Here is a 19,319-nt window from a genome sequence, read left to right as displayed (position 1 = left end):
CAACAAATAGGTAAGTTTTTTATCCTTGCCTGATTACGAGTCCGTAAGGCACTATATAATTGATTTTTCTCTTATAGATGATTTTTTTACTGTAGTGCAGTGATTTTAAGATTATTCCATAGGTTTTATTATCGTGAATAATGTATGTGCCGGGTGGATTATAACAAACGAATAACGCTTCTTAATCTTGATGGAAAAAGGACGTATGGTTTATTTGATTAATGATTTAATCATTTTCAATGAGGGAGAGGGGACACTGACATGGATAGAACGTGAAAATGAAGCAATTTCTTTGAGCTTTCCTATTTCTCGATTGCTTAGTTTGCTAATTGATAATCAGGGGGTAACGTTAAGCCGAGATTTTTTGTTAAAAGAGGCGTTGGAAAAGCATGCGCTTTCCCCCTCTATTAATAATCTAAACAACTATTTATCTCTGTTAAGGAAGGTATTACGCGAATTTGACCTGGCGGATTCGATAGTGACTATCCCCAAGTTGGGTATTGTTTTTAATGTTGAAAGCGTTGTTTCCTATCCGGAGGCGGATAGGGGAGGAGGAGAGAAAGAAATATCACATCAGGCGGTAGAAGAGAACGTAGAAGAGAACATAGAAGAGAACATAGAAGAGAAAGTGGAAGAGGATGTTTATAAAGAAAAAAAGCCGTTCTCCATAAAACACCACGCCATATCTGAGCCCATAAAAACACAGCAATACACCCGGTGCCTTCTCATCTGGATAGTGATAGTAGGGGTTATTCTGTTCGCGTTAGATAACGCAAACCGTTTCCCGTATCGACACCTTGTTGATGTGAAGATGAGCGGGAAATGCGATCTTTTCTATTTATATGACAGCGTGGGTTATCCACTTCCTACCGACTATGAAAATTTATGTTCAGAGAACACATTGTTCTTCCTGTCGAAAAAAATTGTTATCTCTGGAATGCTGGATAAGAAAAGTGAAATCGTTATTTCCTGTAAGAAGAACGGGAGTAGATGTGTAACTTATGTTAATAATTAAAGTCAGAAAGAAAATTTTTTGCACCACATTAGTGCTTTTTATTTCATTTTCTCTGGGGACCTTTTTTTATTTAAAAAGCAATTTATACCGAAAGCCACTGATATGTCAGGGGGAAGTAAAACTCTACACTGAAGATCAGAACATCAGAAAGGAATATGACGTCTATTTTTATTTAAATAATCAAAATAGAGCGCTGGTTCTAGTCAACGGTTTTTACATCGGCGAGGATGGTGTGCCGCTGACGATTCGGCGTACGTTCAGCTTTGATTCTGTTTGGGAAGGGAATCGTCTGGTGGTTAACAATATCGCGATGAATAAAAACGGTAATGATAACGCTCCCGATGAGGCAATCCCTATTCTGGCTGAAAATGATGTCATCCAGTTTGAGATGTTAACGAAGTATTCCTACTTGATTAGCACCGTCCAATCAAAAATGGCATGTAACACCCGTGACTAATGTGTATTGACGTGGCGTGTACACATTAATCGCTGTTTTGGATGTCATCGCCATTTTGGGCGTGCTGTTCACGTGCTTCACAACACGCGTTGTATGAAATCATCAATATCTTCAATTGCCTGCTGAAAATCGGCCGGGGATGGATTAATAATCAGATGATCAGAGTAGCCGTTTAACAGCGCATCCAACTGGCGAGAAACGCGCTGAATATCGGCATTTTTAAAGGCACCGGACGCGACGCCTGATGCAATAATCTCTTCCAGTAAGGCAGACCATTTCTCTGTCATGACGTGGGCGAGTTCAGCGTAAGCGGTGTTGTGAACGGCCAGCTGCCATAGCGATCCATACAGATTCCAGATGACGTCAGTGGTATCCGGCAGGTAATTTTTCACCAGCTCATGCAGTTTCTCTTTTGGCGGCAATGTGGCGATGTCCGCCGCGACGTCTGCCAAATCCGCCAGCATGAATGCCGTTAGCGCCTCAATCGACAGCGTCTGCCAGTCAGGAAAGTAGTGATAAATATGACTGCGTGAAATACCAACGTGTTCCGCCAGTTCACGCGTCGTCACTTTCTCTATGCCTTTCTCAATAAATAGCTCGATTGCGCCATCAAGGATTTTGTCTTTGAGCGCTTTCGTTGTCTCTTTCATTACCGTCCCCGCGTTGACTTTGAGCAAGTGCTCAAATACAATTTTTACTCTTGAGCAACCGCTCAAGTATAACTCTGTCAGATGCTATTCTCATGCAAACCCATAATATCAGCGAACCGGTCAAGGTTTCGCATAGTGCCGCTGTCACCCTTAAAAAACTTGGAAAGCGGCATGGCAAAAAACTGATTCTCACCCTGCTTTTGGTGGTGGCGGAGAATGTCACTTATCTGCTTTATCCCCTGATGGCGGGCTTCGCCATTAACGCGATTCTGAATGCTCAGGCCTGGCACGCAGTGCTGTATGCACTGATGGTGTTTATTATGTGGGCAATTGGTGCCGCACGACGCAGTGTGGATACCCGCACGTTCGCACGCATTTATGCTGCGCTGGCCGTGCCGGTTATTCTGGCGCAGAGAAAAGAAAACCATAGCCATTCGACCATTGCAGCACGGGTGGCGCTCTCACGCGAGTTCGTGGACTTTTTTGAAATTCACCTACCGGTGCTGATTACGTCGCTGGCGTCGATCACTGGCGCAGCTGTGATGCTGCTGGTCATTGAATTCTGGGCGGGCGTTGCCTGCGTCGCTATCCTGCTGTTTTTTACTTTATTCCTGCCGGGTTACACCCGCAAAAATGAAGTCTTGTTTGGCAAGTTAAATAACCGTCTGGAAAAAGAAGTGGGCTTTGTTAGTAGCGCGACTGAGGCTTCGCTAACCAAGCATTACCATGTTCTGGCCGGGTTGCGTATTCGCCTGTCAGATCGTGAGGCGCTGGGTTATTTGGCTATCGGTGCCGCCGCCGCCGTACTGTTTTCACTGACAATTGTGTACATGACACTCAACGGTGGGACCAATGCCGGGCATATCTATTCGGTGATGACCTACATGTGGATGTTTGCTATGAGTCTGGACGACGCACCCGGCCTGCTAGAAAAATACTCGCAGCTAAAAGACATCGGTAAGCGTGTAGACACGGGCGCGGTGTAAGAAAACGGGGCGTATAGGCGATAATTCGTCTGTTTTCCCTTTAAGTCAAAACCCCAGCGTGTGGCTGGGGTTTTTTGATGAGTGTTTACACCGTTTTCTATTTACGCCCGTTCTTTCAGTGGCAGTGTCGTCATGCAAGTCTGGCTGTCGTCATAGGTTGCAAACGGTGAGCTTGCTACGCGTCCCTGATAGGTAACATTGATGGTTCCTTCAATATTGCGTGGTAACCAGACGCCGACAAAACCATTCTGATGGCTGCTCATGGTTTTTTGCACGATGACGTTACCGGCTTTATCCGTGATTTTTACATCAAACGCCGTATTGGCGAGCTCACCCTGGCACCCGGATAAACTGTGGTTAAAGCAGGGGTGGGTTTGCTGAATATAAGGTGCAAACGAGAGATAGAATTTATTTCCCAGCGGATAGCTATGCTGCTGCTGTCCATCAGATAATTTCAGTTCCTGGCTGGTAATCGACGCGCTGTAGGGTAACGGTCTTGCCTGCGGCGATTGATCGATCGTATCGACAATCTGCTCGACCGTTTTCCCTGCCAGCCCTTGTTTAGCCAGGAATGCGTTGGCGTCAGTCGACGCGGCAAAACCTGAGCCACTCAATGTCAGTGCGAGTAGCGCTGCCATCATCTTTATCTTCATCATTATTTCCCCTCAATAGAGTCATCATCTGGAATCACTGGCTATGACGTTACACCTTCCCCCTACGGGAAGGTCAAAAGGTGGGGTGTATAGAAAGGTAAATTAATGTATTTACAGTGTTTTTATTGATTTTGGTCAATTTTAAACCACGCTAAATGGCGGTGATATCAGCACCATTATTGATACGGTTCGGGTTTTTCACCGACCCGACGAGTAAAGGCGTGTTAATGCTGTAGCGTTTCCCAGATCAGTTTAATCAGTAGCGTCACTGCTAATATCAGGAACAGACGACGAATACAATAATTCCCTCCTTTTAACGCTAACTGTGTCCCTACAATTGAACCGCAAATGGCTGCGATGCCGAGTGGGAATGCGAGCCCATAATTAATCAGCCCCGCTGGAATCAGGAAAAGGAGCGTCGCGGAATTGGTGCCGAAATTGACGACCTTAGCGCAGGCCGTTGCACGCAGAAAATCAAAATGGAAAAAGCGAATGAAAAGGAAGAGTAAAAAGCTGCCCGTGCCCGGCCCAATAAAGCCGTCGTAAAATCCAATCACAAGCCCGAGAACCGCGCCCTTGATGAGGTCATTTTGTGTCGGCTCCTGACTGGTATCCTGGCTACCAAAACTGGGGCGAAACCATGTGTAAGCCACCATGATCGCCAGTACAACGATAATAACCGGGCGCATCCAGGAAGACGGCATGAAATCCAGCATGCGGATTCCGATGTAAGCACCGGTGATGGCCGCAAGGGCTGTTGGCAGCATGAGCCGCCATGGTAAGCGTAATCGAGTTGCAAACTGCCGAACGGACATTAAATGTCCCATGACGGAAGAGAATTTATCGATCCCCATAATTTGGGCCGGCGTGAAATGAGGAAGCGTGCTGTAAAACATCGGCATACTGATCAGTCCACCGCCGCCAACGGCGGCATTAATCGCACCTGCAATGAAGGCGATTGGAATGAGGATAAGTAGCTCAGACGCCATGATAAATCCTTTGTTGAGTGGTAACAGCCTTGGGGGAATAGAACACACGGCGTAAGACGCGATGAATAATGTGGCAAACGTGAACACCGCCAGGCAAGGTATCGCTGATGCCAGCCTCGGTGTATGTGGGCGATGCCCACAGCGGGAGTCATCTTAATTTGGACTGAAATATGTGTCTAATATATATTTAGTGATGTATTGATTCATTTGAGGATATAAATGGAGTTCCGTCACCTTCGTTATTTCATCGCGGTCGCCGAGGAATTGCATTTTACGCGTGCTGCGGTGCGTCTAAATATCGGTCAACCTCCACTTTCGCAGCAAATCCAATCGCTTGAAGCAGAATTAGGTGTCTTGTTGTTCGAGCGAACCCGACGTAGCGTGCGTTTGACAGAGGCCGGTCAGCACTTTCTGATTCGCGCCCGTGAGATTCTGGAAAGTAGTGAAGGTGTTGCCAGTGAATTACAGCGAATTTCACGCGGAGAAGCAGGGGAGTTAAAAATCAGTTTTACGTCCACAGGCCTGCTGGTGGAGGAGTTAAGAACGCCGCTGAGAACGTTCAGGGCAAAATACCCTGAAGTGCGACTTACGCTGAAAGAAATGTTCACTCACCTCCAGTTTACCGCGCTATTAGCTGGTGAGTTGGATATCGGCTGTGTGCGTTTTAACGGGCCACGTGCACCTGATGGGTTGACGTTGCGCTGGATTCGCAACGACCGTCTGTGCCTTGTCCTGCCTGACGATCATCCGCTGGCGGGGCGTACCGACGTGGGGATCGTTGAGGTTCGCGATGAGCCTTTTATTGGCTACCCGGCGAAGGCTGGTGCCAGCGTTTCTGACTACGTGACGATGTGCTGTGAACAGGCGGGTTTTATCCCTAATGTTACGCAGGAAGCACGGGAAGCGATGACTCAAATTGGCCTGGTTGCCGCTGGAATGGGGGTGGCGATACTGCCGCAGCCGATGGATCAGTTGCAGCCGAAAGGTGTGTGTTTTATCCCTCTGTCTGATGCTAGTGCTCAGCTTCGTATGGCGCTGGTCACGCGAGAATCGGATAACTCGCCGCGCGTTCGTAACTTTGTGGATCTGGTTCGCCAGATGTGATGTCGTACTGTATTTATGACGCCTTTTTGTCTTTGTGAAATATAAAAGCCACGTTTCCTGATTTTTTAAGAGTGAAAATATGAAAAAAATTAAATGGGCAATTATGGGTACCGGGACTATCGCGAAAAATTTTGCGAAAGGGTTGCAAAGTTTAGAAGATGCAGAGCTTTATGCTGTCGCCTCACGTTCTATAGCAAGTGCTATCCAGTTTGGTCAAAATTATGAAGCGCAGAAATATTACGGTAGCTATGAGGAAATGGTTAGAGATAGCGAGGTGGATGTTGTCTATATCGCGACACCTAATAGTGCGCATAAAGATAATATTTTACTGTGTTTAAATCATAATAAACCGGTTCTGTGTGAAAAGCCTTTTACTCTGAATGTTAAGGAAACACAGGAGGTTATTCGCGTTGCCAGGGAGAAAAATGTTTTCCTGATGGAAGGAATGTGGAGCCGTTTTTTCCCCATTATGCAGAAAGTACAAGAGTGGATTGATGCAGACTTGATTGGCCCTATTCGAATGGTGACCGCTGATTTTGGTTTTAGACGGGAAGGCGAGCCGGAAGAGCGAAAAATCAGTTTGCATCGTGCCGGAGGGGCATTAATGGATGTGGGCATTTATCCCATATCATTCGCATCCTGGGTATTAAAAAAAGAACCAGTTTGTATTAAAGGTGTTGCCAGTTTATATGAGACCGGCGTGGATGAGCTTTCTGCAATGACATTTCAATATGAAAGCGGCCAGCTTGCCGTGTTATCCTGTTCGATAAATACGCCAACAGTGAAAGAAGCCAGAATTATTGGCAACAAAGGATCAATTGTAATCCCTGATTTCGCTAAGGCGACATCTGCTACGCTCTTCGTCATTGGTGAAGAGCCGGTGACGATAACGATCCCGCTTGAAGGAAATGGATATAATTACGAAGCCGCAGAAGTCATGTCGTGCCTGAGAGAAAATAAAACAGAGAGTAATATTATGCCTCTGAGTGAGACGCTATCCATTATGGCATCAATGGATGAACTCAGACGCCAGTGGGGAATTGTTTTCCCTACAGAAAATCAAGCTTGATGGACGTCCTCTCCATTGTTTCTTCAAAACTTGTTCTAACCGTTGGGTTTTATTTTTTAGCTTATTAATTAAAATATTATCGCCAGTACGATACTGGCGATAATCGCTGTGATTATTACTAAAATATTTGGATTTTTTCTATCTATAATTATTTACATTATTGATTGCGGTATTTAAAGGAATTACCTTGTATTTCCAGTATTTTATTGTTTTTGCTGTAGGCTTGCCAGCTGGACCAAAATATTCTTGCCACGCGGTATCGCTCGTCAGCAGATCTGAAAACATTTTGCTTAGATCATTTGTGGTCCATATTTTTTTGTAACCCTTAGCGGCCGAAGGTGCTGGTGCGGTATGTTTTACATATTTTTCAACTGAGTATTCATTCTCATACGCCATAAAAACGGTATAAACCCACCCTTGCGGTATTGTGTGTTGATACCAGGGAATGACGACAAAGTGGTGCACAGTCGGCCCCATAAGGAAATGCCACACGGCGGTCTCTGAATTGGCTCCAGGGAACCCGATGGCGATATTGATATTTTTCTGCATATCTTTGTTATTTTCAATCACAGTTCCACTGCCTGAATCATCCTGTGTCTTTCCATAAACAGCACGACTCATTTGAGCAGGAACACCCGGACAATCATTGATTGCCATCAGTTTATTATTGGCTAAGATCGCATTTATTAGGGCATCATCAGTATTAGGCATATGAGTATTCCTTATATATTGAAGTATGTAATGGTTGGAATATAAAATCATATTCGTGCTACGAAATTGAAAATAACAATGACCTGCTTAGAAAACATAGAACTGATAAGTTGGTTTGTAAATTATGAAATGGACTAGGGAAAATAGCTGAGGGGGATTGGCAGGTGTTAAATACAACAGACGTTATTGAATCATTCTGAGAACAGGTTGGTAAAATGGTCAGGATGGCGTGCTGACCCTTCACGCCTATCCCTAATAGGAGACGGGAGTTTTATTGTCCCGCGCTACACCGTTGCACCATAGAAATAATCACGTGGAACAGTTCATCTTTAGCCTGCTGCTCCGTAATAATCCCTTTCACCGCGGCATAAGATAATCCTTCGGCGGAACCAAGCATCGCGCGTAATGCGGCATCATGAAGCGGTTTACCCGCACAGAATGGGGCAAAGAGATCGCGGCATTTATCCGTGAAGATGGCATCGTATTCCTGCCTGACTTGTTCAAGCTCGGGGGTTCCGGTAAGCGCCGCCATGACGTTGGGCATTTCACGGCCCTGAAGCAGTACGCAATCAATGTACGAAGTGGCAATGACGGCGGCCAGCTTATCAAGCATGGGCTCCGTCTTGCGGATAATGTCATCCATAATCGCCGTCTGGCGAGCGTCATATTCCTTATAAAGTGCAGCTAACAGCCCCGAACGGTTAGTAAAGTGATCGTAAACTACTGGCTTCGTTACGCCAGCCTGTTCCGCCAGATGCCCGAGCGTCAGCGCTTCCGTACCTTCCTCTCGAATAATCTGCCAGGCGGCTTTGATCAGTTGTACATGGCGCGCTTCTCTCGATAAACGCTGTCGGGTCTGTGATGTGGGCATTGCCGAATTATCCTGTTGACATCCTTATATACCAAAAGTAACCTACCAATGGTAGGTTACTGTTAGTATATAAGAGTATAACTGACGTCGTTCTATAGCAATAGGGAGTACCCGGAATGCATGCATTACTTGTCGTTTCTCATCCTGTTCATACCTCGCTAACCCACAGTGTTGCTGGCGCTATCGCGCAAGGGATCGCTGAGTCGAACCCGGAAAATACGGTCGAAATTGCGGATCTGACGCAGGAAGGCTTTAACCCGGTGTTTTCTGCATCCGATATGGCGGCTTTTCAGCGTACCGGAGCAACGCCGCCTGATGTCGTTGCAGAGCAGTCCCGTATTGATCGCGCGGATGCGTTGGTACTGGTATTCCCGATTTATTGGTGGTCCATGCCAGGGCTGTTGAAAGGGTGGATCGACCGCGTGTTTTCAAACGGCTGGGCGTATGAAGAAACGGCTGATGGACAGGTAATAAAGAAACTGGGGCATTTACCGGTGCACCTTGTAGCGCTGGGCGCTGCCAACCAGAGAACATTTGAAAAACGTGGCTATTCTGACGCCTTTCATGCACAGATCGATCACGGGATTTTTGACTACTGCGGCGCTTCAGTATTGACGTCTGAAATGCTACTGATGCCGGAGTTGGGAACGCCAGAGGCGTGCATTGATGCCGCGCGCCATATTGGTGGCCGCATTTTCCAGACATCGTTATTTTAAACCATCGATAATCAATCCTATTTTTAAAGCCATAATATCTTTTAAGCATACCGCTTTACTCTCTTATTTATTCTGGCCGGACGGTAGATGGCTGATTACCGTTCGGCCAAACGGATGATATTTTTTTAGCCTCATTTCCGCATACTTTGCGTATCGTCATCAATGACGAGCTAGATCGTAAACCCATCCTCGCTATGAAATCAGAGAATAAAGGGAGATATATGAATTCCGCTGAGCATATTAAAAGTATTTCAGAAATCATGATGATGCCTTTGGCCGCAAAAGCATTATGCGTTGCAGCGGAAATAGGGATAGCAGATAAAATAGGGGAGCAGGGGACAACCATCGCTGAATTAGCAAAGGAATGTCAGGCGAGTGAAGAGAACATTTTTGATATTATCAAGGTGCTTGAGGTCTTTGGCTTTTTTGACGTGAAAGATGAAAGTATTATTAAAAATAATGCACGTTCTGCGCTGCTGATGTCTGAGCACGCAAGCTCAATGAAGCATTTCTGTATGCTGTTCGGCAATGAATACTATCAGGGGTTTGATGGGCTATTGCATACGAGTCGTACGGGGGAATCGGGCTTTAAGCAGGTCTTTGGGCTGACATTATATGAGCACTTGGCAAACTCTGCATCGCGAGCAGACATTTACGATCTCGCTATGCGGGATTTATCGCGCCCGGTTGGATATGTGCTGGCTAAAGAATATGCGTCGCTTTTTAAAACGGCTGGCAGCGTTGTTGATATTGGCGGCGGTAGCGGCGTTATTCTGACTGAGCTTATAAAGCAGTATCATCATTTAACGGGTTGTCTTTTCGACATGACCGGTGTCTGTACCAGAAGTGAAAAGCGTGTCGCACAGTACTATCCTGAATTGAAAGAAAGAATGGTTTTCACTCCCGGCAGTTTCTTTGAGGCTATTCCTTCTGGTTATAATATTTATCTGCTTAAAAACATATTGCATAACTGGAACGACGAATTCTGCCTGAAAATATTAAAATCCATCGCGCAATCAATTGGGCACTCAACGCTATTAATTATCGAACCTTTGCTAGAGCATGAGGAAACCTCACCAAGGTTATTGATGAATGCGCTTTTTCAATCCGTCATCTGCCAGGATGGCACGCGATACAGAACGTTGAGAGATATGGAAGATATTCTGACGTTAAGTGGATTAATCATCGTTGGTACAAAGAAAATAACCACTGGCCATACGGTCGTTGAGATTAAATTAAACGCGGTGTCGCAGAGGTGAATATTGCAAGTGCTCTATTTTTCTATGTTTTTCTCATCGTTTTCTAATGATTACTGTTATTAAAGCCATGTTATTAAAAACAGTATTGACACCGTTTTTAAAATCCGTAGATTGGAATTACAGCAATAAAGTTTCAGCCTGCTGTGATATTAAAGACATCGAATATGTTCTTTAATAGGTATTTTGCGATACAGGTCACGCAATATTTTTGTATGGGGAGTCGATGTTGAGAAAAATTCATACTCTCACTCGATGATGCTTTAAAGCCACGTAGTCAGTACCGACAATCGCAAAAATGGGGTGAAAGCGCGATGATGTAAGGCCATGATTTTGTTTTTATTGGTTGCGATTAGGTGTTGGTTTAGTGAGTGAAAGATATCGCAACGGGAGTAAGGCCACGCATCAAAGAGTCTATATCGCGATGGGGATGTACTTGTTAACCTGCCATATCTTTGAATGGCGATAAGGTTGGCAGACTGTTTAAATCAGTAAATATAGGGAGGTTTAGCTCATTTTAGTACCCAATATTATCTGTTATAAACGTGTACATTTGAAGCAGTACCAATAGTAGTAAAATGTTATTAAGCCAATGAATGTTAAATCTTAAATCTGCAGTACCTTAAAAGCCCTGGCTAATATAGTCAGGGCTTTTATCATTTGGAACCGTTGATATATCAAGCCGTTATTTCAGGTGTTTCTGCAACTCTGCACCTGCCTGCTCCAGCGCGGTGATGACGGTCGGCTCCTCGCTCAGTGGATTCAGCAGGCCGTAGTCATGGATCATGCCGTTATAGCGAGTCACGGTTACGGGTACACCGGCCGCATCCAGCTTACGTCCGAACGCTTCGCCTTCATCGCGCAGTACGTCCAGTTCTGCCGTCTGAATCAATGTTTGCGGAAAGCCTTTTAACTGTTCAGTACTGGCACGCAGTGGGGAGGCTAGAATGTTGTTACGGTCTGCCGCACGGGTCGTGTAGTTATCCCAGAACCACTTCATCATATTTTTCGTCAGGAAATAGCCCTTTTCGTACTGGTTATAGGACGCGTTATCGAAGTTCGCATCCGTTACTGGCCACAGCATGACGTTATAACGAATTTTCGGTCCGCCGAACTGTTTAGCCTGTAGAGCAACAGACGCGACCATGTTACCGCCGACGCTGTTGCCGACCAGCGCCAGACGACTACCGTCCACACCAATTTCCTGACCGTGCTCGGCCACCCACTGCGTTGCCTCATAAGCCTGATTGATGGCTACAGGGAAGCGTGCTTCAGGGGACGAGGTGTAATCCACGTACACCGCTGCGGCACCAGACGCCTTGACCAGATCGCGGATTAAACGCTCATGGGTCGGGAAATCACCCAATACCCAACCGCCGCCATGGAAAAACATGAACACGGGCAACGTGCCGGATGTATTTTCCGGTTTCACGATTTGCAGCTTAATAGCCTGACCGTTCACCTGGATGGTTTTTTCAGATACCTGTGCGGCTGGCGGTTTCACGCCCTGTTGGGCACCGATCAGAACCTGACGCGCTTCCTGCGGAGTCATTTGTTCTATCGGTTTACCTTTACCGGAATTCAGGACATCAAGAAATGCCTTTACGCCAGCGGTCGGCGTAGGGGCATTGATCGGCTGAGCAGCCGCGACGGATGTCATAGAAGCGAATACGGCAGAAGTCAGGATGGTGGAGACGGTTTTCATGATGTTGGCCCTTTTTAAAATCGTGCGGTTGATAGGTTCAATCAGGTTGCTTTTTGTAATCGAACGATTAAATTGCGTATATAATACTTGCGTGCAAGTTACTTTCAGTCAAACGTTATTTATAATTTTTTTTAAGCTTGTGAGTAACGGAGTATTTAAAATGAAAGAAAACAGTACATTGGGTGAATTGCTGTGCTTCTCTTTGTATTCGGTCGCCAATGCACTGATTCGTCAGTATCGGCCGCTGCTGAAAGAATTCGATCTGACCTACCCGCAGTTTGTCGTCCTTCTGTCCCTGTACGATCAGGACAATATCCTGCTCAAAGAACTGAGTGAGAAAACGCTGTTTGATTCAGGCACGCTGACACCGCTTGTCCAGAAACTGGAAGCCAAGGAGTTTTTAAACCGGGTTGCGGTTGCGGGTGATGAGCGCATGAAGAAAGTGGTGCTGACTGACAAGGCGCTTGCGCTGAAAGAACGGATTGTCGATCTTCCGAATCAGATGCGTTGTTCCATGCGGATGAACGATGAAGATCTGAATATGCTGCGACAGCTTTCCAAAAATCTATTGGAAGATTTATAGCCGGGTGAGGAGACGTTCGATTTCCTATAGGGAATTCTCGAATCGTCTGGCCGATCGGATGACGCTAATAGTTCAAAAGAATGGTAAGTGACAAATGCCACACCCGTGCTTGGGTGTGGCATAGCGTTTTATTGTGTGCGAACCCGTACGCCCGCAAGCACAATCACCATTGCCGATACCAGTAATATTCCGCTGCCCGCAAATACACCGCTGACTCCGTTGAGGTCAAATATCACCCCGCCGCCTGCGGCACCCGCGCCGATGGCAAATTGGATCGATGCTACCAGTAAACCGCCTGCGCTTTCGGCTTCGTCTGGTACGGTGGTCGCAAGCCAGGTTGACCAGCCCACGGGAACCAGACCAAACGCAAATCCCCACATTGCTACCAGCAGGCCGTCCAGCATTGCCAGATGTCCAAAGGCCACCATGGTCAGCGCCAGAACGCCCATCACAAAGGGCACCAGCGCCAACGTCAGGCGTAAGTTTCGCGCCAGCAGATACCCAGCAATCGAGGTTCCGACAAAATTGGCGAGGCCAAAGCCGAGTAAAATCAGGGAAATGCTTTCGACACTCGCCTGCCCGACGGTTTCCAGAAACGGTCGCAGGTAGGTGAAGAAGGCGAAATGTCCGCTAAAGATCAGCACCGTTGCCAGCAATCCGCCGATCATGCCCGGACGGCGCAGCACGCGAAGCAGAGTTCCAAGGCTACCGCTGCTTTCCGGCTTCATCGATGGCAACACCCACAATTGCCAAAACAGCGCCACAACGCTCGGCAGAATGCAGAGAATAAAGACGTTTCGCCAGCCAATCAAACTCCCCAAATAGCTGCCAAGCGGCGCGGCAACCACGGTGGCAATCGACACGCTGGAGAAGATCACCGCGAGTGCTTTAGGCACTTTATCCTTAGGCACAAGACGCATCGCCGTGGCGGTAGACATAGCCCAGAACCCGCCAATGGCAACGCCTAGCAGTAAGCGCCCGAATAGCAGCACATGCAGATTGGGAGCAAACGCCACCAGCAGGCTGGAGATGATTTGCAACACCGAGAAAAACATCAACACCCAGCGGCGGTCGATACTTTTGGTCGCCGATGTGATGAGCAATCCGGTCACCAGCGCGACCAGCGCCGTCGCGGTCACCGCCTGGCCTGCCATTCCCTCCGTGACGCCTAAACTGGTCGCCATCGGCGTTAATAAACTGGCTGGTAGAAACTCAGCCGTAATCAGGCCAAATACCCCCAGTCCCAGTGAATAAACGGCTCGCCAGGCGGGTTTTGCGGGCGCGATGGCCTCACTTGCCGCTATACATGAATTCATCTGTTGCTCTCTCGTTAGAAAAATGTGACAACCGTCACGAAGCATAGAGTGTTCCACATGGACGATCTATGACATATACTCTTCACTTATTGATTATTCGTCCGGAGTTGTTGCCATGACCGTTCAGTCACCCGATTTGATCAGCGAACTTCTGCGCGGGATGCGTCTTTCCGGGGTGACATATCGCCGAATTGAAACCCATGCTCCCTTTGGTGTGGCGTTCCACTACGTGCCCGGCAAGGCGCAGTTTCATTTTGTCAGTCAGGGAACGGCGCTGCTGCGCATGGAGAGTGGTGCGACGTTTGCGCTAAAAAGCGGGGATGCGCTGTTTATCCCCAACGGGAATTCGCATGCGCTGCTCTCTGACGAAAAGGCTGACGTCACGCCAGTCTCTGCATTTCCCAGCGAAGCGATCTGTAATTCGGTCTGTGCGATAGACTGCAAGCCCTGCCCAGATACCGAGAACACGGTCATCTTCAGCGGATGTATGGACTTTGAACTGGGTGGAATGCAGCCGCTGATCAAAGCGATGCCGGAAGTCATGATGGTGAGTCGATTGATGTCGACCTGGCCGGAAATCCATCCGCTTCTTGTCGCTATGGAGCGTGAGTCGATGACACGTCAGGTGGGCTTTGCTGGCATTCTGGCGCGGCTAGCCGATGTTGTCGCGGCGCTCATCGTGCGCGGGTGGGTTGAAGCCGGCTGCGGTAAGGCAACAGGTTGGGTGCAGGTATTGCGTGACCCGAGGCTGAGCCGAGCGATTTACGCGATGCACCAGAATCCGGGCGTCAACTGGAGCGTCGCGGAACTGGCAAAAGAGGCGGGCACCTCCCGTTCCGTTTTCGCCGAGCGCTTTCTCTCCGCAACTGGCACCACGCCCGTAAAATATCTCAGCGAGCTGCGCATGCGCTTAGCTGTCCAGTACATCCGTCATGAACATCAGCCGATTGAAACGGTGGCGCTACGTCTGGGTTACGGATCGCTGGCGGCGTTCAGCCGGGCATTTAAACGTATCGTAGGCCACGCACCGGGAACGCTGCGGGAAACTGGTCAGGTTTCTGAGGAGGTTTGATGGGTAATGTTCGAGGTATGAATTTTATTCTCGCCTGTTATTAAGATCCGTAATTTGACCTATTTTTTCATAGGTAGATCAGAATGATAGGGCACTAGCGATAAAAAACCTTCGGTTCAATTCCCAATGATGCTGATAAGTCGTAATGACATTAGCGTTACGATTGCTGTATGATTAATATCCAGAGAGTATGGCGGAGGATAAGATCATGCCAGCGACGAACAGCGTTTCTGTTAAACGCGAAACATTGAATTTACGCATCAAACCCGCAGAACGGGATCTGATTGATCGTGCAGCGAAGGCCAGAGGAAAAAATCGCACTGATTTTGTCCTTGAGGCTGCGCGTGCCGCCGCAGAGGAAGCGTTGATCGATCAGCGCATCATCATGGCAGATCCCGACGCTTATCAGGAATTCCTTACTCGCTTGGATCAGGCTCCTTCCCCGAATGCCGCGCTGCGCAAAACCATGCAAACGTCTGCACCGTGGGAACAGAAAAAATGATCTCCGCTCCTGAGCCACTCCACGCCGAACATGTACTATCTTCATTCTGTTGCGGCGTGGAGTCCATGGACAACTGGCTAAAACAACGGGCGATGAAAAATCAGGTCACTGGCGCATCGCGAACTTTTGTCAGTTGCGATGATTCAAAAGTGTTGGCGTATTACTCATTGGCCTCCAGTGCCGTGGCAACGAATGCCGCTCCCGGACGTTTTCGTCGCAATATGCCCGATCCTATTCCGGTCGTGGTACTGGGTCGTCTGGCGGTGGATAAATCATTGCATGGTCAGGGTGTTGGCCGTGCTCTGGTACGTGATGCTGGGCTTAGAGTGATTCAGGTCGCTGATACTATCGGCATTCGCGGGATGTTGGTTCATGCGTTGTCTGATGAAGCACGGGAATTTTACCTACGCGTGGGGTTTGAGCCTTCACCGATTGATCCGATGCTGTTGATGGTGACGTTGGGGGATTTGGTGGGGAGTTTATCAATTTGAAATTGATGCGTGCCCGTGAATATCAAGAGATGGACGGTTCTTTTAACCGGGATACTTATATTGATCAGAACCCAATTCAGACTGGGTTCTCTTCAAGTGACCTACTATTCTGAATAGCTATTTAGTTAGAGTTTGCTATTGAATAAAAGAAATAAGCACATGTGCAGCACTGTAACTTAATTGATTTAACTAAGAGGATATGACATTGTCAATAGAAAGAATAAAATATACAAAGTTGTGGCACCGGACCTTAGAAGAGGTGAGCGATGATATGTATAAAGAAAAACGTGATGAATTAAGAACATCTTTTATTAAATTTAGAGAAAATGCTGCAATTTTAGTTGCAAAAATTTCATCGGTTTTACCTGGACTAACTCAGCATGACATAAGCCATTTAGATGCTTTATGGGAAGTTGCAGATCTAATATGCGGTGATAACTATCCACTCAACCCTCTTGAGGCATTTGTATTTGGTGGTGCGGTATTATTACATGACTCAGCTTTATGCTTTGAAGCTTATGACAATGGGATTGAAGGAGTTCGTCAAACTCTTATTTGGAAAGACTCTTATGCAAGTATTTCTGAGGATGTTTCTGATGTTACTGAAGCAGAGAGTATTGCTGATTTTTCGGCATTGAGATCTCTCCATGCACATCAAGCCGAGTTGTTAACCGAAAAAAGCTGGATAGATCCAGAAACGAAAGCCCAGTTATTTCTAATAGAGAACAATACTCTTAGAAAACATCTTGGAAAGTTGATTGGTCAAATTGCTGCAAGTCATCATTGGCCAATTGAAGATGTTGCGAATAAATTGCCTAACCAGGTTAATGTATTACCGGGTTTTCCACGTGATTGGCGAATTGACCCTATAAAAATTGCTTGTATGGTCCGTTGTGCGGATGCTGCTCACATTGATAATGAAAGAGCCCCTGATTTTCTTCATGCATTAATTAAAAGAAGAGGTATTTCATATACTCACTGGCAAGCTCAAAATAAATTGGCATCAGTAGATTTAGATCAATCCGACAGTACTAAGTCCACTCTATTATTTACGTCGACACGTAAATTTTTGGAGAAAGAATCAGAAGCTTGGTGGGTTATATATGACACAATCAATATGATTGAAAAAGAGATTCGGTCGTCTAATGCTTTACTTGAGGAAAGGCAAGTTGAAACACCTCAGTTCCAAGTTAAAAGAGTTAAAGGGACTGAATCACCAGAGTTAATGTCAAAATATGTTCAAACTGAGGGATGGAGTCCTTGCATGGCTGAAATCCATGTAAGTAATTTGGAAAATCTTGTAAGTTCTCTTGGTGGTAAAAAATTATATGGTGAGAGTTGTGATATATTTGAGGTAATAATAAGAGAACTTATACAAAACTCTCGAGACTCTATACATGCTAGAAGAGAGATCGATAATAATTTTGGGGGGGAGATAACCATTCGATTGAAAAACACTAATGATGATTATTTTTTATATGTTGAAGACAATGGCATTGGTATGTCTTTGCGGGTATTAACTGGCCCATTGTTAGATTTTGGTACAAGTTTTTGGACATCGTCTTTAGTACAAACTGAGTTTCCTGGGCTCCGCTCCTCAAAATTTAAATCTATTGGTCAATTTGGAATTGGATTTTATTCTGTATTTATGGGGGCTGATAAAGTTAGGGTCTCTAGTAGACCATGGAATGGAGGGGTTTCAGATGTACGTCAGTTAAATTTTAATAATGGTCTATCCCTACGACCTCTTCTTAAAAACGAAACCCCCGAGGATTTTAACTCCAATATTTCCACCCAAATAAAACTGAATTTAAAGAGAGATATAATAGCAGGCACAGATAAAATTTTAATAAAACGCAGTCAGATAGGGGCTGAAAATATTGAAGTGTCTATTGGGGACTACATTTCATCCATATGTGCCGCACTTGATGTTTCGGTTTTTTTCTCATTAAATGATTCAAGTTTTATAGAAATCCACAAAGATATAACAAAAGAAAAAGATTACAGTGATTGGCTAAAAAAGATATCTTTCTCAAATTATCAATCCTCAAATATTGAGGATTATATAAATAAGAACATTCACAGGCTAAGGCCAATTATTTATAATGATCAGTTGCATGGCTTAGCAGCAATATCCGTATCATTAACTACAGAGCAGGATTTTTTAAGTTTAAACACTGTTGGTGGCCTTAATACTAGTGTTCATCATCGAAGTGGAGAACATTATATGGGATATATTAATTATTTACCTCAATCAGCAAGAAGAGAAAGTAAAGGCTATTCTGCATCTGATGAAGCCATGAAATCTTGGGCTTTAGAGCAAATAAAAATATTAGAGGAAGAAGGGATTCAGCCACTAGATAAGTGTATTTTGTCGCATGGTCTTTGTTATTTTGGAGTGGATCCAATTGATATTGCATATGTTTGTGTTGTACAAGAAAATGAACATAGACTATTATCATTTAAGGATTTGGCAGATCTTTCTTTAAGAGAAGATATAGTCTTTGTTAAAACAGATTTTATGGAACACATCGATTCTCATAGTCAGGTAACTTCACTTTCTGGACAAATTCTTATTAAACCTTTAAAGAATTCAAATTTTCTTTCTCTTAAAATGAAAGAAGGAATACCTGAAAATAATAATAGTATTCTTGATTGTTTATATCGTGAAATCATTAATTCTGGTTACATCCCAAGCATTACTCTTACAAAGAATATAGGAAAATCATTATTAGGGATAAACGATGGGTTAATAATTAGATCTAAAAATTTATCGGTAAAGTAAACGACGAAAAATTCGTTTAAAGGGACAATAAATCGTTAGTTTTTCATGCCTGTGATAAAGTCCTGCTCCCCGGGGCAGGATCTTAATCTAATAAGGTCAGTACAATTAATGAACTTACCGCCATGCTTAAAGAACTCTCTCAGTATCAGTTTTAAATGGTTTCCTAAGAAAGTTGTGCTGAAAAAAGGTAAGAGAGCAGTCATATACTGATTATGCTAGTTTGCTGAGATCGCTATGCATAAAATGTAATTTGAACACTCTTAATCTTTTTCAAATCCCCCAAAACATAAGATTAATAGCATACTTAATCTCATCCGAATACTCGCCAAGATCCACGATAGCCTCACCAATGACTTTAACAGGTACGCTCGATAGCTCTGTAAGTATC

General features: G+C 45.5%; 19 protein-coding genes and 1 pseudogene. 12 read left to right on the top strand and 8 right to left on the bottom strand.

Features of this window, described 5'->3' with window-relative positions; translation table 11 throughout:
- The first annotated feature begins 205 nt into the window (after window positions 1-205).
- Both I2D83_RS17745 and I2D83_RS17740 read left to right on the top strand, forming a co-directional pair.
- Window positions 206-1,015: a winged helix-turn-helix domain-containing protein gene (locus I2D83_RS17745; protein ID WP_205947022.1), complete on the top strand. Its 810-nt coding sequence runs from the start codon at window positions 206-208 to the stop codon at window positions 1,013-1,015.
- Window positions 1,002-1,472: a FidL gene (locus I2D83_RS17740; RefSeq protein ID WP_181829803.1), complete on the top strand. Its 471-nt coding sequence runs from the start codon at window positions 1,002-1,004 to the stop codon at window positions 1,470-1,472. The genes I2D83_RS17745 and I2D83_RS17740 overlap by 14 nt, the downstream gene beginning before the upstream one ends.
- 77 nt (window positions 1,473-1,549) lie before the next feature.
- Here I2D83_RS17740 and I2D83_RS17735 read toward each other — a convergent pair whose 3' ends face one another.
- A complete protein-coding gene (locus I2D83_RS17735) occupies window positions 1,550-2,122 on the bottom strand; it encodes a TetR/AcrR family transcriptional regulator (RefSeq protein ID WP_182101085.1) in 573 nt (190 codons plus the stop codon).
- 92 nt (window positions 2,123-2,214) lie between these two features.
- On the opposite strand from I2D83_RS17735, the gene I2D83_RS17730 reads away from it, so the two are divergent.
- Complete coding sequence (locus I2D83_RS17730; RefSeq protein ID WP_012773523.1) at window positions 2,215-3,108, top strand: ABC transporter six-transmembrane domain-containing protein; 894 nt, start codon at window positions 2,215-2,217, stop codon at window positions 3,106-3,108.
- A 101-nt stretch (window positions 3,109-3,209) separates the two neighbouring features.
- On the opposite strand, the gene cueP is transcribed toward I2D83_RS17730, so the two are convergent.
- Both cueP and I2D83_RS17720 read right to left on the bottom strand, forming a co-directional pair.
- A complete protein-coding gene (gene cueP, locus I2D83_RS17725) occupies window positions 3,210-3,764 on the bottom strand; it encodes a copper-binding periplasmic metallochaperone CueP (protein WP_180778155.1) in 555 nt (184 codons plus the stop codon).
- A gap of 221 nt (window positions 3,765-3,985) precedes the next feature.
- A complete protein-coding gene (locus tag I2D83_RS17720) occupies window positions 3,986-4,750 on the bottom strand; it encodes a sulfite exporter TauE/SafE family protein (protein ID WP_205947021.1) in 765 nt (254 codons plus the stop codon).
- Between the two features lie 219 nt (window positions 4,751-4,969).
- Here I2D83_RS17720 and I2D83_RS17715 point away from each other — a divergent pair, with 219 nt between their 5' ends.
- Together I2D83_RS17715 and I2D83_RS17710 are read left to right on the top strand one after the other, a co-directional pair.
- Window positions 4,970-5,854 (top strand): LysR substrate-binding domain-containing protein, encoded by an 885-nt coding sequence (locus I2D83_RS17715; protein ID WP_205947020.1) that lies wholly within the window; start codon window positions 4,970-4,972, stop codon window positions 5,852-5,854.
- 79 nt (window positions 5,855-5,933) lie between these two features.
- Window positions 5,934-6,923 carry a Gfo/Idh/MocA family protein gene (locus I2D83_RS17710; protein ID WP_205947019.1) on the top strand — a complete coding sequence of 330 codons (990 nt, stop codon included), beginning with the start codon at window positions 5,934-5,936 and terminating at the stop codon, window positions 6,921-6,923.
- Between the two features lie 138 nt (window positions 6,924-7,061).
- Here the strand turns inward: I2D83_RS17710 and I2D83_RS17705 are convergent, their stop codons facing one another.
- A complete protein-coding gene (locus I2D83_RS17705; RefSeq protein WP_181848212.1) occupies window positions 7,062-7,634 on the bottom strand; it encodes a hypothetical protein in 573 nt (190 codons plus the stop codon).
- Between the two features lie 271 nt (window positions 7,635-7,905).
- Window positions 7,906-8,505 (bottom strand): TetR/AcrR family transcriptional regulator, encoded by a 600-nt coding sequence (locus I2D83_RS17700; RefSeq protein WP_205947018.1) that lies wholly within the window; start codon window positions 8,503-8,505, stop codon window positions 7,906-7,908.
- 116 nt (window positions 8,506-8,621) lie between these two features.
- Between I2D83_RS17700 and I2D83_RS17695 the strand changes: the two genes are divergently transcribed.
- Entirely contained in the window at window positions 8,622-9,221 is a 600-nt protein-coding gene (locus tag I2D83_RS17695) for an NAD(P)H-dependent oxidoreductase (protein ID WP_182099239.1), read from the top strand.
- A gap of 221 nt (window positions 9,222-9,442) precedes the next feature.
- Window positions 9,443-10,480 (top strand): methyltransferase, encoded by a 1,038-nt coding sequence (locus tag I2D83_RS17690; RefSeq protein ID WP_241007238.1) that lies wholly within the window; start codon window positions 9,443-9,445, stop codon window positions 10,478-10,480.
- 682 nt (window positions 10,481-11,162) lie between these two features.
- Here I2D83_RS17690 and I2D83_RS17685 read toward each other — a convergent pair.
- Window positions 11,163-12,182, bottom strand: coding sequence for an alpha/beta hydrolase (locus tag I2D83_RS17685; protein ID WP_205947017.1), 1,020 nt, complete (start codon window positions 12,180-12,182; stop codon window positions 11,163-11,165).
- 160 nt (window positions 12,183-12,342) lie between these two features.
- Between I2D83_RS17685 and I2D83_RS17680 the strand changes: the two genes are divergently transcribed.
- A complete protein-coding gene (locus tag I2D83_RS17680) occupies window positions 12,343-12,765 on the top strand; it encodes a MarR family winged helix-turn-helix transcriptional regulator (protein WP_039283843.1) in 423 nt (140 codons plus the stop codon).
- Between the two features lie 128 nt (window positions 12,766-12,893).
- Here the strand turns inward: I2D83_RS17680 and I2D83_RS17675 are convergent, their stop codons facing one another.
- The gene (locus tag I2D83_RS17675) at window positions 12,894-14,081 is read right to left on the bottom strand and encodes an MFS transporter (RefSeq protein WP_205947016.1); all 1,188 of its coding nucleotides are present in this window, start codon (window positions 14,079-14,081) and stop codon (window positions 12,894-12,896) included.
- Window positions 14,082-14,196: 115 nt separating this feature from the next.
- Between I2D83_RS17675 and I2D83_RS17670 the strand changes: the two genes are divergently transcribed.
- The 4 genes from I2D83_RS17670 to I2D83_RS17655 all read left to right on the top strand — a co-directional run bounded on the left by I2D83_RS17670 (window position 14,197) and on the right by I2D83_RS17655 (window position 18,931).
- Window positions 14,197-15,153: an AraC family transcriptional regulator gene (locus I2D83_RS17670; RefSeq protein WP_205947015.1), complete on the top strand. Its 957-nt coding sequence runs from the start codon at window positions 14,197-14,199 to the stop codon at window positions 15,151-15,153.
- 208 nt (window positions 15,154-15,361) lie between these two features.
- Window positions 15,362-15,655, top strand: a complete 294-nt coding sequence (locus tag I2D83_RS17665) for a type II toxin-antitoxin system TacA family antitoxin (RefSeq protein WP_205947014.1) — start codon at window positions 15,362-15,364, stop codon at window positions 15,653-15,655.
- Window positions 15,652-16,146 (top strand): GNAT family N-acetyltransferase, encoded by a 495-nt coding sequence (locus tag I2D83_RS17660; protein ID WP_205947013.1) that lies wholly within the window; start codon window positions 15,652-15,654, stop codon window positions 16,144-16,146. The genes I2D83_RS17665 and I2D83_RS17660 overlap by 4 nt, the downstream gene beginning before the upstream one ends.
- A gap of 271 nt (window positions 16,147-16,417) precedes the next feature.
- The gene (locus tag I2D83_RS17655) at window positions 16,418-18,931 is read left to right on the top strand and encodes an HD domain-containing protein (RefSeq protein ID WP_205947012.1); all 2,514 of its coding nucleotides are present in this window, start codon (window positions 16,418-16,420) and stop codon (window positions 18,929-18,931) included.
- Between the two features lie 270 nt (window positions 18,932-19,201).
- Here I2D83_RS17655 and I2D83_RS22600 read toward each other — a convergent pair.
- Window positions 19,202-19,312 (bottom strand): annotated as a pseudogene (locus I2D83_RS22600) (type II toxin-antitoxin system toxin CcdB); the annotation flags it as partial.
- Window positions 19,313-19,319 lie beyond the last annotated feature (7 nt).

Source organism: Pectobacterium aroidearum, from assembly GCF_015689195.1.
Taxonomy (GTDB): domain Bacteria; phylum Pseudomonadota; class Gammaproteobacteria; order Enterobacterales; family Enterobacteriaceae; genus Pectobacterium; species Pectobacterium aroidearum.
The sequence above is the reverse complement of the archived record's forward strand: the minus strand, read 5'-3'. Positions and strand labels throughout refer to the sequence as shown.